Origin of the sequence: Leucobacter chinensis, assembly GCF_019049105.1 — a bacterium.
Lineage (GTDB): Bacteria > Actinomycetota > Actinomycetes > Actinomycetales > Microbacteriaceae > Leucobacter_A > Leucobacter_A chinensis.
In genome coordinates, this window is sequence record NZ_JAHQZR010000006.1 from 160,871 (window position 1) to 174,653 (window position 13,783).

General features: G+C 58.2%; 13 protein-coding genes. 11 read left to right on the forward strand and 2 right to left on the reverse strand.

Features of this window, described 5'->3' with window-relative positions:
- Positions 1-96 precede the first annotated feature (96 nt).
- From KTJ78_RS07940 to KTJ78_RS07965, 6 genes are read left to right on the forward strand one after another with little or no spacing between them, the layout of a single operon-like run.
- Positions 97-819, forward strand: coding sequence for a tyrosine-protein phosphatase (locus tag KTJ78_RS07940; protein ID WP_217134338.1), 723 nt, complete (start codon positions 97-99; stop codon positions 817-819).
- Positions 816-1,607 carry a metallophosphoesterase family protein gene (locus tag KTJ78_RS07945; RefSeq protein ID WP_217134340.1) on the forward strand — a complete coding sequence of 264 codons (792 nt, stop codon included), beginning with the start codon at positions 816-818 and terminating at the stop codon, positions 1,605-1,607. The genes KTJ78_RS07940 and KTJ78_RS07945 overlap by 4 nt, the downstream gene beginning before the upstream one ends.
- A 33-nt stretch (positions 1,608-1,640) precedes the next feature.
- Positions 1,641-2,669: an ABC transporter substrate-binding protein gene (locus KTJ78_RS07950; RefSeq protein WP_217134342.1), complete on the forward strand. Its 1,029-nt coding sequence runs from the start codon at positions 1,641-1,643 to the stop codon at positions 2,667-2,669.
- Positions 2,653-4,338 carry an ABC transporter permease gene (locus tag KTJ78_RS07955; RefSeq protein ID WP_217134344.1) on the forward strand — a complete coding sequence of 562 codons (1,686 nt, stop codon included), beginning with the start codon at positions 2,653-2,655 and terminating at the stop codon, positions 4,336-4,338. The genes KTJ78_RS07950 and KTJ78_RS07955 overlap by 17 nt, the downstream gene beginning before the upstream one ends.
- 9 nt (positions 4,339-4,347) lie before the next feature.
- The gene (locus KTJ78_RS07960; protein ID WP_217134346.1) at positions 4,348-5,496 is read left to right on the forward strand and encodes an ABC transporter ATP-binding protein; all 1,149 of its coding nucleotides are present in this window, start codon (positions 4,348-4,350) and stop codon (positions 5,494-5,496) included.
- Complete coding sequence (locus tag KTJ78_RS07965; protein ID WP_217134348.1) at positions 5,493-6,095, forward strand: histidine phosphatase family protein; 603 nt, start codon at positions 5,493-5,495, stop codon at positions 6,093-6,095. The genes KTJ78_RS07960 and KTJ78_RS07965 overlap by 4 nt, the downstream gene beginning before the upstream one ends.
- A gap of 142 nt (positions 6,096-6,237) precedes the next feature.
- On the opposite strand, the gene KTJ78_RS07970 is transcribed toward KTJ78_RS07965, so the two are convergent.
- Entirely contained in the window at positions 6,238-7,632 is a 1,395-nt protein-coding gene (locus KTJ78_RS07970; protein WP_217134350.1) for an aspartate aminotransferase family protein, read from the reverse strand.
- A 2-nt stretch (positions 7,633-7,634) separates the two neighbouring features.
- Entirely contained in the window at positions 7,635-8,102 is a 468-nt protein-coding gene (locus tag KTJ78_RS07975; protein WP_217134352.1) for an Lrp/AsnC family transcriptional regulator, read from the reverse strand.
- A 348-nt stretch (positions 8,103-8,450) separates the two neighbouring features.
- On the opposite strand from KTJ78_RS07975, the gene KTJ78_RS07980 reads away from it, so the two are divergent.
- From KTJ78_RS07980 to prfB, 5 genes are all read left to right on the forward strand, one after another.
- Positions 8,451-9,641: an ABC transporter substrate-binding protein gene (locus KTJ78_RS07980; protein WP_217134849.1), complete on the forward strand. Its 1,191-nt coding sequence runs from the start codon at positions 8,451-8,453 to the stop codon at positions 9,639-9,641.
- Positions 9,642-9,643: 2 nt separating this feature from the next.
- Positions 9,644-10,819 carry an ABC transporter ATP-binding protein gene (locus KTJ78_RS07985; protein WP_217134354.1) on the forward strand — a complete coding sequence of 392 codons (1,176 nt, stop codon included), beginning with the start codon at positions 9,644-9,646 and terminating at the stop codon, positions 10,817-10,819.
- Positions 10,820-10,835: 16 nt separating this feature from the next.
- Positions 10,836-11,690: an ABC transporter permease gene (locus KTJ78_RS07990; RefSeq protein ID WP_217134357.1), complete on the forward strand. Its 855-nt coding sequence runs from the start codon at positions 10,836-10,838 to the stop codon at positions 11,688-11,690.
- Positions 11,687-12,493, forward strand: a complete 807-nt coding sequence (locus tag KTJ78_RS07995) for an ABC transporter permease (protein WP_217134359.1) — start codon at positions 11,687-11,689, stop codon at positions 12,491-12,493. The genes KTJ78_RS07990 and KTJ78_RS07995 overlap by 4 nt, the downstream gene beginning before the upstream one ends.
- A 99-nt stretch (positions 12,494-12,592) precedes the next feature.
- Positions 12,593-13,705: a peptide chain release factor 2 gene (gene prfB, locus KTJ78_RS08000; RefSeq protein WP_217134361.1), complete on the forward strand. Its 1,113-nt coding sequence runs from the start codon at positions 12,593-12,595 to the stop codon at positions 13,703-13,705.
- Positions 13,706-13,783 lie beyond the last annotated feature (78 nt).

A 13,783-nucleotide genomic window follows, 5' to 3' on the forward strand; every position in this document is an offset into this window, starting at 1 on the left:
ATACGTAAGACACGTTGCCGCTGAATACTGCTCATGTAATACGTTTCACGAACTGTGAAACAAACGAAATACTGAGTGTGTAGGAAACCGATTACCGTGAATGAACTGCCCATCGAAGGCAGCTATAACGCTAGAACTATTACCCGGGATGACGAACGAGTGTGGCTCGTGCGCTCAGCTGCTCTTGACGGGCTCACTCCCAAAGGCGAGCAGGCATTGCGCGAGGCCGGTGTAGACCTCATCATCGACCTTCGCGAGACGAGCGAACACACACCTCATACGCACCGTCTCCCAATCATCGAGATGCCCCTCTACCGGGAGGCGCCACCGACTTCGGGAACGCTTGAGGGTATTTACCTCGGGCTGCTGCGTGACCGTGGTCATGAACTTGCGAGTGCGGTTGCGCTGATCGCAAACCACCCTGGGGTTGGTGTCGTGCACTGCACCGCGGGTAAAGATCGCACCGGGCTGGTGGTTGCTCTCGCAAGGCTCGTGGCGGGCGAAAGCCGTGAGGCGGTGGTAGCCGATTATGCGCTCTCGGGCAGGGTGGTGCGGCCCGCACGAGCAACGATTGCTGAGAGACAACTTGCCGAGCTGATGCTGACTGACCACGAACGTGCTCACGCTGAACGGTTGCACCTTGACAGTCCCGCTGAGGCGCTCATGCAGGCGATTCATTATGTAGACGAACACGGTGGGCCAGCCGATTATCTCGTTCGTCACGGGCTTACCGAGGCGCATATTGAAGCGCTCATCGCGAAAGCAGGTCTCAAGAACAAGACCCGGGCTACGGTGCAAGCAGAGACAGGGCAATCATGATCGTCACGAGCGCCCAGCTGAGGCTCCTTCACGTGAGCGACGTGCACGCGACCGAATCTGGGGCGCTGTACGGTGAGATCGACACGCTGAGCCGGCTTGCTGACGTGGCCGAGTACGCGCGCGCCCAGGAGCTTAATGTAGATGGGGTAGTCATTACGGGTGACCTCATTCAGCGGGGCAACCAGGGTGCATACCCACTTGTCGATGAAGCTTGTCGCAATATCGAGGCGACTCTCGGGGTGCCCGTGATGACGGTTCTGGGGAATCATGATGACCCAGAAGCAGCCACGAAACTCCGGGGTCACGAGGCCGGCCACACGGGTGTGACCCAGGTCTGTGGCACACGCATCGTGCGGCTTAACTCGCAGACTCGAGAGCTTGGCGAAGAGCAGCTTGATTGGCTGAGCAATCTGCTTTCCACCCCGAGTGAGCGCGGTACCGTCATTGCACTACACCACCCGCCTGCCGCTTCGCATATGCCGGTGTTACGCAAGCAAGGTCTCCGTGATGCGCGGGCGTTCATGCGGGTCATCGACGGTTCTGATGTTCGGGCGGTGCTTACGGGCCATTTCCATCATTCGCAAAGTGCTGTGATACGCGGTATCCCGGTGTTCACTGCACCGGCGCTCTCGTATCACCAGGTGATGCACGCTGGCCCGACCCATGTTTCAGGCCATAATGCCGCATGGTTTTCGCTCGTACAGTTGTCACCCCATGGAGTGCAGAGCACTCCGATCGAACTTTCTCCCGGCGCTCCTGTCTTCACGCAGGTAGCGACGGGAGCATAGGCCAAAATTCATCCCAACCACAGAAAGAGAATCATGTCTTTGTCTCGCACATTTGGCGTCGTCACGTCACTCACGGTCGGCGTACTCGCGCTTACCTCGTGTTCTTCTGAAGCCCCAAGCGAAGTACCCTCAGACGCTTCAGGGTCTGAGCCAACGAGCATCACGCTGTATACCTCTGAGCCACAGGAAAAGATCGATGGCATTGTGGCAGCTTTCAACGACGAGCACCCCGATATCACTGTCGAGGTGTTTCGCGCAGGAACGGGAGACCTCACAGCACGCATCGCGGCTGAAGAGAAAAGCGGTGAGATCGGTGCTGACCTGCTGCTCGCGGCAGATGCCCCAACGTTCGAAACATACGCTGAGCGCGACTTGCTCATGCAGTACGAATCGACAGAAAACGCATCGATCATGCAGGAGCTTATCGACCCCGAACACTTCTATGTCGGCACTCGGCTCCTGCCCACAGTGATTGCGATTAATACGAACGAGATCACCGACGCACCTGCTTCCTGGGCAGATCTCACCGATAGTGCATACTCTGGAAAAATTGCCATGCCGAACCCTGATGTTTCGGGTGCGGCAGCGTTCAACGCGGCTATCTGGCTCGATGAAGAAACACTCGGTCTTGACTGGCTTGAAGCGCTTGCCGCAAATAAGCCACTCATCGTCGATAGTAACGGCCCCGTTTCGCAGGCCGTTGCCGAGGGCAGTAGCCCTGTCGGTGTCGTCGTCGACTCACTCGTGCGCGACCTTGCCGCGGCTGGCTCACCGATCACCGCAGTGTACCCAACAGAGGGAGTGCCGTTTGTTTCGCAGCCGGTTGGTATCTTCGCAAACACCGACCAACCCGAAGCTTCCAAGCTCTTTGTCGACTTTCTGATCAGCAAGAAAGGACAGGAAGTGGCGGTTACGCAGTCATACCTGCCGATTCGCGAAGACGTTGCGAGCCCTGAGGGTGCCCCCGAGATTTCGAGCATCACCTTCTTGAACCCTGACCTGCAAAAAATTCAGGCCTCACAAGCAGACGCAGTAGCAACCTTCAATGACCTCTTCCAGTAATGTCCTCGTGACCTCGGGGCAGGCAGCGACGCCTCTGCCCCGAGGTCGTGCGGTTTCAACACTGCGTCCTGGCGGCATCGACGTTTTGCGTGTGTCGCTCTGTGCAGTCATCGTTGCCCTGGTGGTACTCCCGGTCGCCGCCATCGTGTGGCTCGCAGTAACTGGTGGCGGTTGGGCGGTGCTCGCAGAGCCTGCAGTGGCAACCGCTGCCTTTAACTCGCTCGTCTCGGCTGGTCTCTCAGGAGTGCTTGCCGTCATCATTGGCACTGCTCTCGCGCTCATCATTGAGCGAACCGACTTGCCGTTTCGGCGTACCCTTCGTCTCTTTGCTTTGAGCCCTATGCTTATGCCACCATTCGTCGGAGCGATTGCGTGGTTGAGCCTGCTCGGCCCGAGCTCACTCGTGAACCGGTGGTGGGCTGGGCGCTTTGGAGATCCGCTCTGGAATCTCTATGGTGGCGATGGCGTTATCTTCCTGCTCACCGTGCACAGTTTTCCTATCGCCATGATGATTGTGGGTCAAGCTCTGCGGCGCATTCCGGCCGACCTCGAACAGGCAGCACGAATTGCGGGATCTTCTGCGCCGCGAGCTCTCTGGGACGTTACTGTGCCGCTTTTGCGCCCCGCAATGCTGTCTTCTTTCACGCTGATTGCGGTCTCAAACCTCGCAGATTTCGGTATTCCCGCGATCATCGGCTTGCCTGAAAAATACACCACCCTCTCAACGCTTGTGTACCGGTACCTCCAGTCGGGCACCGTAGACGACCCTCTCGCCGTCGTTGCAGCAATAGGGGTGGTTCTGCTCATCGTCGCGCTCATCGGGGTTGCCGTTACCGCATTGCGAGAGCGTACCCGAGTAGAGCTTGACGCACAGGCGGCGGCACCCACGCAACTGCCACTCGGAAAGGCGCGGTTGCCGCTGGCGATCGGTACTGCTGTGGTCGTGCTCGGGGTCACACTGCTGCCGCTTGTCACGCTCACGATCCAATCGTTGCTGCCCGCTCCTGGCGTGCCACTGACCCGTGAAACGATAACCCTGTCGAGCTTTGAACGCGCGCTTTCAGCCTCGGGCACGCTTACGGGGGCCACGAACTCGCTCATGCTCGCGTCTCTGGCTGCCGTGATTTGTGGAGTGCTCGGGCTCGTCATCGGCACACTCGTTACGCGTACAACCTCACGCGACAACTCGGGATTACTGGGCTTGTCAATGTTGCCTCAGGCTATCCCTGGTCTTGTGATTGCAGTTGCATGGCTTGTCATTGCGCCGCGAATTGGTCTCTACAACACGCCGTGGATTATTCTGTGTGCCTACCTCACCTCCTTCCTTGCTCTTGTCGTGCAATCGGTGAGCGCTCCGCTTTCGGCCATCCCTTCATCGGCAGAAGAAGCCGCGCGAGTGTCAGGGGCAACGCAACTCCGCGCGCTATGGGACATCTCGTGCCGCATCGCTGTACCAGCAGCGGTATCGGGCGGGATTCTTGTTGGGCTTACCGCGGTTCGAGAGCTCACGCTCTCGGTGCTGCTGTTATCGCCAGGCGCCCAGACCCTCGGCGTCGTTATTTTCAACCTGCAACAGGCTGGTGCCTACAATGCCTCGTCGGCGTTGTCGCTCATCGTTGCACTCGTCGGGCTCGCAGGCCTAGGCCTCACGGCGCGAACCACCAAGTAGAAGGAAGTCATGTCAACCGTCATACTCGACCAGGTCAGTCTTGCCTATCCGGGAGGCACTCTCGGTCTCGCTGACATTGATCTCAACATCGGCGATGGCGAGTTCATCGCACTCGTTGGGCCTTCAGGCTCAGGTAAAACCACTCTGCTGCGCACCGTAGCGGGGTTTGCAACCCCGACCCTGGGCGAGGTGCGCATTGACGATACGATCGTCGCATCGTCAACACACAGCGTCGAACCCGAACGCCGTGGGCTCGGTATGGTATTTCAGCAGCATGCCGTGTGGCCGCACTGGAACGTGGGTCGTAACGTTGAGTACCCGCTGCGCAGAGCGGGCGTGCCTCGCGCCGAACGGTTACAGCGGGTCACTGAGACCCTCGCTCTCGTTGGTCTGTCGGGGTACGAAAAACGCAACCCGGCAACGCTCTCTGGCGGCCAGCGGCAACGTGTCGCGATAGCCAGGGCGATTGTCGCCAGGCCACGCGTGCTGCTTCTTGATGAAGCGCTCTCAGCGCTTGATGAACCGCTACGGGACCGGTTGCGTCTCGAACTCCGTCAGCTCACCCGGGAACTTGGTCTCACGGTGATTCACGTAACTCACGACCGTAACGAAGCACTCGCGCTCGCTGACCGTCTTGTTGTGCTTGAGGGTGGCCGTATCCAGCAGCAGGGCACTCCTGCCGAGGTACTGCGGGCGCCTGCCACGACCTTCGTCGCGAACTTCATCGCCGACGCGACGCTCATTGAGGGTACGGTGAGCCCGAAGGGCTTCACTGCCGATGATCACCCGCTGACGCTTGCCTCTGCTGCCCTCGAAATGCTCGGTATTTCCTCTCCACCTGCTGCTTCGAACGCTGCGGCTGAGCTAGCCGTGCTTCCCGAGCACGTGCGGATCACGGCTGATCCCGCGGGTGACGCTGTCGTCGTATCATCGCTCTTCGGCCGTGATGGTGACGACCTCGTGGTTGACTGGCGAGGCCTGCGGTTGCGAAGTCGCGCGCATGGGGTGCGCTGCGAGCGCGGCACCCACGTGCGCGTCGACATTGAAAGAGCGTTCGTGGCGCTCATCGGGGAAGGGGCTGATAGTGCTGCAGCAGCACGGAGCAGCTCTCAGACGAAACATGCTCTCACCCCTGAGCCTCAGGGAGTCGTCATATGACCCAGATCACCTGCTCAACGATAGCGTTGGTGCGTCATGGTCAAACGAACTGGAATGTTGACCGACGTATTCAAGGCCGTACCGAGGTGCCGTTGAATGACAACGGCCGCGCTCAGGCGCGTGCGGCAGCTCGTACTCTCGCGAGCGCCGAGGTTGCCGGTGCACTCGCGGCTACTGCAAGGGCTCTTTCGGTTGTGGCGGAGGTCGTTTCTTCACCCCTGGGACGTGCCATTGAAACCGCTGAAATTATTGCAGAGACACTTGCTCTAGCAGCCCCGTCTGTGAACAGAGGGCTTATAGAGCGCGATTTTGGTGCGGCCGAGGGGCTCGGTGTGGCTGAAGCTGAGGCCCGCTGGCCAGGGCTGCGAGTGCCAGATGCAGAGCCGCTTGACACGCTCTCGAATCGATCCGCCGAAGTATTTCAGGCCCTCCTCGAAACGTCGCCTGGAGCGATTGTTGTTGCTCACGGTGCGATGTTGCGGTGGGGGCTCGCGCACCTGTGCGGAACCGAGATGCCGCGCATTCTGAACGGTGAAGTGTGGCTGCTCACCCGTTCTGCAACAGGGCGGTTTGAGGTCGTCGCACCGGAGCCTTGCTGAATCGGGGCCTCAAGCTTTCGCGTGGCCTGTGCGGGGCGGCAGCATGACGCGATAAGGGCACCGACTTAAACGCGAACTGCCCGCCCCACAGAAAGCGGGGCGGGCAGTTCGAGGCGAGCAGTGCGCGCCTTGGGTGATCAGATTAGATCTTCGACGAAGCGTCTTTCAGAACGCTGCGCAGGATGCCACCGATCTCGGCAAACTCTGCTGGGCCAATGGTCAGCGGAGGTGCGAGCTGGATGACTGGGTCTCCACGGTCGTCGGCGCGGCAGTAAAGGCCTGCCTCCCAGAGAGCGGGTGAGAGGTAGTCGCGCAGGAGGCGATCTGATTCCTCTTCGTTGAAGGTCTCCTTGGTCGTCTTGTCCTTGACAAGCTCGATACCGAAGAAGTAGCCCTCACCGCGCACGTCACCGACAATGTCGATGTCGAGCAGCTTCTCGAGCTCGGCGCGGAACAGCGGGCTGTTTTCGCGCACGCGGCCGTTGAGGTCCTCTTCCTCGAAGATGTCGAGGTTTGCGAGAGCCGCAGCAGCAGCCGCGGGGTGACCCGCGAAGGTGAAGCCGTGGTAGAAGGTGTTCTCAACCGAGTTGAACGGCTCTGAAACCTTGTCAGAGACGATCATGGCACCGAGGGGAACGTAGCCCGAGGTGATGCCCTTAGCCGAGGTGATGATGTCGGGCTCGTAGCCGAGTGCCTTCGAAGCGAAGAAGTCACCGACACGGCCGTACGCACAGATGACCTCATCTGAGACGAGGAGCACGTCGTACTTGTCGCAGATCTCGCGAACGCGCTTGAAGTACCCGGGAGGTGGCGGGAAGCAGCCGCCCGAGTTCTGTACTGGCTCGAGGAAGACGGCGGCGACGGTGTCTTCGCCCTCGAAGAGGATGGCCTCTTCAATGCGGTTCGCTGCCCACTGGCCGAACTCTTCGATGTTCTCTGAAGGAGCACCCATTTCGTCGGCACGGTAGAAGTTCGTGTTTGGCACGCGGTGGCCGCCCGGGGTAAGGGGCTCGTAGAACTTCTTCATGTCGGGAATGCCGGTGATGGCAAGGGCGCCCTGCGGGGTGCCGTGGTAGGCAACCGAACGCGAGATGACCTTGTGCTTCATGGGCTTGCCCTGGATCTTCCAGTAGTGCTTCGCAAGCTTGAACGCCGACTCGACTGCTTCGCCACCACCGGTGGTGAAGAAGACCTTGTTCATCTGGCCGGGAGCGTAGCTCGAGAGGCGCTCTGAGAGCTCAACCGCTGCGGGGTGAGCGTACGACCAGATCGGCATGAAGTCGAGCTGCTTCATCTGCTTAGCAGCAGCCTCGACGATGCGATCGCGGCCGTGGCCAGCGTTGACAACGAACAGGCCAGCGAGGCCGTCGATGTACTGCTTGCCTGCAGCGTCGTAGATGTGGTGGCCTTCTGCGCGCGTGATGACGGGGATGCCGTCATCGAGCACCTTCTGGCTCGTAAAGTGCGGCCACATGTGCCGCTTGGCTTTGGCTTGGAGCGCAGGAACGTCCTGCGGCCCCGTGGGATCAAATGCCATGGTTATCTGGTACCCCAATCGTACTTTTGTTTGGTCAGTTCGAGATATACGAACATTTCGGTAGAGACGACCTCTTCGATTGACCTGATCTTGTCGTTCAGGGTCTCGATGAGGCCCGCATCGTCTTCGCTCACGATTTCAGCCATGATGTCGAACGATCCGGCGCTCAGAAACAGGTATGCAACCTCAGGGAGTTCTGAGAGCTTGGCGGCGACCACCCTGGTATCGCCGGTCACACGCATGCCGATCATTGCGGTGCGGCCGAAGCCGAGTCGCATAGGGTCGGTGACTGCAACGATCTGCATCACGCCGGCATCGGTGAGCTTCTGCACGCGTTGCCGCACAGCAGCCTCGCTGAGACCCACGGATTTCCCGATCTCGGCGTAAGAGCGCCGGCCATCGACCTGAAGGTGCTCGATGATGGCCTTTGACTTTTCGTCGAGGGGTGGAATGGGTTTTGCGTTTCTCACAGTTCTGATTCTGACACTTTCAAACCGAAAATGCAAAGGATTCCGCAGTTATGTGGGTTTGATAGTGACGAAATCAGTAGTTCTGCCATTTTTTGGCCCTGGTGAACGCGTGCGGCTTGGGCGAGGTAGGAAAGGGTGCGGATCCGTGACCTTTTGCCCGCTTTTTCAACGAAATTCGTCGTCTGATCAGCGTTTGTAACGAATCCGACATGAATTGAAGAAAAGACGTCTTTACTCTCGCGCGATGGAGGGTTCTCAGCCTATATTGATCTCAACCGGTTGGGCAATGTTGCCTACCGGGTTCGTGCGAGAGAGCACTACCACTTGACAAAGGAGTTATTCGTGGCAATGCGTGAACCTCAAGATTCGATGATTCGTGACCTCGTGAACCTTATTCGGGGCCAGAGTATGAGCCGACGCACACTGATGCGTGGGGCCGCCCTTGGCGCGGCCGGTATCGGAGCGCTCAGCCTTACCGGTTGCTCAAGCTCAAAACGCGGCGAAGATTTTATCGTGTTCGGCAACTGGACCTTCTACCTCGACTATCTGCAAGAGAGTAAAGAGTTTCCGACGCTCGAGGCTTTCAACGAACAAGCTGGTTTCACCGTGAAATATCTTGAAGAAATCGATGACAACAATACCTTTTACGGCACGATTAAAGATCAACTCGCGACCGGTAAAGACACCGGTTATGACGTCATCGCTTTCACTGACTGGATGAATGCCCGGCTTATTAGAGCAGGACAAATTCAGGAGTACGACTACAACAACATGCCGAATGTGACCGCGAACCTCATTGATTCGCAGTGGGATGCGCTTGACGCCGACGAAGGCCGTAAGTACACAGTCCCGTGGCAGCTCCCGGCATCGGGGTTTGTGTGGAACACCGAAGAAGTGCCGAAGGGAATCTATGAGCTTGAAGATTTTATGCGCCCCGAGCTGAAGGGCAAAGTCGGGGTGCTCAGCGAGATGCGCGACACCATGGGCATGATTATGCAAGCTCAGGGAGTGAACGTGACGGGTGAGTGGGGTGATACTGAGTTCGATAAGGCACTTGAATGGCTCGATGACGGCCTGAAGAGCGGACAGATTGGTCAAGTAAAGGGCAACTCGTACACGCAGGACCTCGAGCGTGGCGACACCCTGGCGGCGATGGCATGGACCGGTGACGTCGTGATGATGAACACCGACAACGGTCCACTCTGGACCCTCGAGGTTCCCGAGTCTGGCGGAATGATTACGGCTGACTCCATGACCGTTCCAAACGGGACCAGCCAAGAAGCGAAGGCCAAAGTCGAAGAAATGATTGACTATTACTACGATCCGCATGTTCAAGCACAAGTAGCCGATTACGTGACATTTGTGCCTCCCGTCAAGGGCACCCAGGAAGCCATGCGTGAGCTCGGGCTTGAGAGCGCTGAAAACCCGCTCATTTTTCCCGATGATGAAATGTCGAAGCGGCTCGTCAACTTTCGTACGCTCACGCCCGAAGAAGAACAGAAGTATGAAACTGCCTTCCAAAATGTGATGGGACTTTAGCCATGGGCAAACATGAATTTGCTACCTCCGGTGCCGATTTGCAGCTCGTGGGTATCGAGAAACGATTTCCGGGGTTCACCGCGATCGAACACCTCGACCTAACGATTCCGGCTGGCTCTTTCTTTGCGTTGCTTGGCCCTTCAGGCTGCGGTAAGACCACTACGCTGCGACTGGTTGCCGGACTTGAAGAGCCGTCAGCAGGCACAGTGCTTATTGGTGGGGCAGATGTGACCTCACTCAAGCCATACAAGCGTCCTGTGAATACGGTTTTTCAGTCGTATGCCTTGTTTCCGCACATGACGATACTTGAGAACGTGGCCTTCGGGCTTAAGCAACGTGGCATCTCAGACTCCCTAGGTAAAGCAAAGGCAGGCCTCGAACTGGTTGAGCTGGCGCACATGGCCGAGCGTAAGCCTGCCCAGCTCTCGGGTGGTCAGCAGCAGCGCGTGGCGCTCGCGAGAGCCGTGGTTAACAGACCGGAACTGTTGTTGCTCGATGAGCCTCTTGGCGCGCTTGATTTGAAGCTGAGGCGGCAAATGCAACACGAACTCAAAGCGATTCAACAAGAGGTCGGGCTCACATTCTTACACGTGACTCACGACCAAGAGGAAGCGATGACCATGGCCGACACGGTCGCGGTTATGAACAAGGGGCGCATCGAACAGATGGGGGCTCCTGAACAACTCTACGAGCTTCCCGAAACGGTGTTTGTGGCGAACTTTCTCGGGCAGTCGAATCTGTTTACCGTCTCGGTTACCGGTGAGAACGAGAACGTTCTGCATGCAAAGCTCGGCCAATCGAGCATCTCGCTTCTGAAATCCCGGAGTCAGCGTAGCAGCGGATCGATCACAGTTGGCGTTCGCCCCGAAAAACTCAGGCTGCACGACAACGCTCCCGAGCCTCAGGCCGGCGTGAACGTGCTTGGCCCCGGCATCATCACCGACGTCTCTTTCATCGGGGTGAGCACGCAGTACACCGTGAGTTCAGAGTCATTCGGTGAGGTGCAAGTGTTTGCGCAGAACGTCGCGGCCGGGCCCGCGGCGTCGCTCGGGCAAGAGGTGCACGTGAGCTGGCTCGCCGATCATACCTTTGGCTTACTCGATGACCCAACATCGACCGGCCAGGTTGAGCAGGGGGCCTCGACCATGATGCTCTCGCAGCTCGCGAAGCAGAAGTAGGGCGGGAGGGCTTGACATGGCATTCGCTGCTTTTTCAACAAATACGAAGCAGGTAGACCAGGGGCCGGGCAAAAGGTCGTGGATCGCGCTCGCGTTGCTCGCTCCAGGGATCGCCTACATGCTGCTTTTCTTCGTCACGCCGTTCGTGCAGCTCATTATGACTTCTTTGCAAACGCCCGCAGGCGGTATCGGTCAGTACCAGGCGGGCCTTGAGTTCGCGAACTATGCCGCAGCGATGGGCGAGTACTGGCCGCAAATTCTGCGGTCATTCGCTTACGCAATTACCGCTACCGTTATCGGTCTCGTCATTAGCTATCCACTCGCCTACCTCATCGGGGTTCGCGTACGGTCTCGGCCGCTTTTGCAAGGTGTGCTGCTCATTCTCGTGATCGCCCCATTTTTCATTAGCTTTCTGCTGCGCACGCTCGCCTGGAAATCGATTTTGCCGGGAGAGCTCATTGGCACGCACTTCTCGGTGATCTTTGGCCTCGTCTATAACTTCATTCCGTTTATGGTGTTGCCGATGTTTGCCTCGCTGCAGTCGCTTGACCTGAGGCTCCTCGAAGCGGCTTCTGACCTCTACGCGAACCCTGTTACGACGTTTCGCAAGGTGACGCTTCCCCTCTCGATCCCGGGGGTGGTGTCGGGAACACTGCTGAGTTTTATCCCCATGTCGGGTGATTACGTGAATGCTTCGCGGGAATTCTTGGGCAGTACGAGTACGACGATGATCGGTAATGTCATCGAGTCAAACTTCTTGAATACGCAGAACTACCCGATGGCAGCCTCACTATCAATCCTGCTTATGATCATCATTCTGGTGCTCGTGGCAACGTACGTGCGCAAGAGCGGGGCGGAGGATCTGCTGTGAACCGATTGAATCTTGGAAAAGCGTTTATTCCGGTGGTGGGTACGATCGTGCTCATCTATTTACTCCTACCAATCGCACACGTCATTCTGTTCTCCTTCAATGATGCGGGCCGTAACAACATCACGTGGCGCGGTTTTACCCTCAGCAACTGGCAGAACCCATGCGGGGCGCCACAGGTGTGTCAGGCGTTCACAAACTCGATAGTTGTCGGGCTCGTGGCAACGATTGTCGCAACGGTTCTGGGCACGATGATCGCGATTGCACTCGTGCGCTACCGTTTCAGATTCCGTTCGACCCTGAGCCTCATGCTTTTCACGCCGATGGCAACTCCAGAGGTCGTGCTCGGCGCTGGCCTCGCGGCGCAGTTTTTACTTGCGGGCGTGGAGAAGAGCCTTGTGACCGTGGTGATCGCGCACATCATGTTTTGTATTTCCTATGTCGTCGTTGTCGTCAAGGCACGGGTTTCAAGCCTCAACCCCGCAATCGAAGAGGCAGGGGCAGATCTTTACGCATCACCCGGAAGGGTGTTCTGGAAGATCACGCTGCCCATGCTGACGCCTGGCATCGTCGGTGCTGCACTCCTCAGTTTTGCGCTGTCGTTTGACGACTTCATCATCACGAACTTCAACGCAGGAACGGCAACCACCTTTCCGAAGTTCATTTATACTTCGGCGCTCAAGGGGGTGCCCGCACAGGCGAATGTACTCGCCTCGATCGTCTTCTTTGGAGCCCTTGTGCTTGTGATCGTTGTGCAGAGCATCAACATCAGTAAGCAGAAAAAGTTGCGAGCGCTTGCGGCTTAGCCGCTTGGGCCCCGTAGCGATGAGTGTCGTTCGGGGCCCAAACCGTGCACGGGTTTCTCTCGCTGGTGAAGCTTTGCAACCGGGTAGGCTAAGAACATCATGATTGACCACGAACTATCGGCCCGCATCGCAGATGTGCGCAGCACCTATCGAGATATCGAAAGTGTGCTTGACCTGGAAGCCATCGACCGCGAGATTGCTGAACTGGAGCAGAAAGCTGCGGCGCCCAACCTCTGGGACGATCCAGAGGCGGCACAGGCAGTCACGAGCCAGCTGAGCCACAAGCAGGCACAGGTGAAGAAGGTGCGTGCCGCTGGTGCACGCATTGATGACGTTGAGGTGCTCATCGAGCTCGCAGAAGAAGCCGATGACGAGGGCACCGCGCAGGAAGCGAAAGACGAGCTTGCTCAGATTGAGCAGGCGGTGCAGCAACTTGAGGTGCAAACGATGCTCTCGGGCGAGTACGACGAGTACGCCGCCGTGATGACGATTCGCGCGGGTGCAGGTGGCGTCGACGCTGCCGACTTCGCCGAGATGCTGCAGCGCATGTATTTGCGGTATGGCGAGCACAATGACTACCGCACGACAGTCATGGAGACGAGCTATGCCGAAGAGGCGGGCATTAAGTCGACGACGATTGAGTTCGACGCTCCCTTTGCCTTCGGGAGCCTTTCGGTCGAAGCGGGAACGCACCGGCTTGTGCGCATGAGTCCTTTTAACTCTGCGGGAAAGCGTCAGACGAGTTTTGCGGCCGTCGAGGTGATTCCGCTCCTGCCCGAGGCAGAAGAGGTCGACATTCCTGAGTCTGACATTCGTGTCGACGTCTACCGCTCTTCAGGGCCCGGTGGGCAGTCGGTCAACACGACCGACTCGGCCGTTCGCATCACCCACATTCCTACCGGCATTGTCGTCTCAATGCAGAACGAGAAGAGCCAGATTCAGAACCGCGCTGCTGCGATGCGCGTGCTGCAGTCGAGGCTGCTCATCGTGCAACGTGAAGAAGAAGCAGCGAAGAAGAAAGAGCTCGCGGGAAACATTACTGCGAGCTGGGGCGACCAGATGCGCTCGTACGTGCTCGCGCCGTACCAGATGGTGAAAGACCTGCGCACCGAGCACGAAGTCAACAACCCGCAGGCTGTCTTCGACGGTGACCTCGAGGGCTTCATCTCGGCGGGAATTCGGTGGCGTTCGATGCAGCAACGTCACGGCTAACCCGAGACAAACCTGAGCGTTGTCCCGAGGTGGCGCGCCGCCCACAAATTTTAAGGGGCACGAGCGTACTATCGAAGC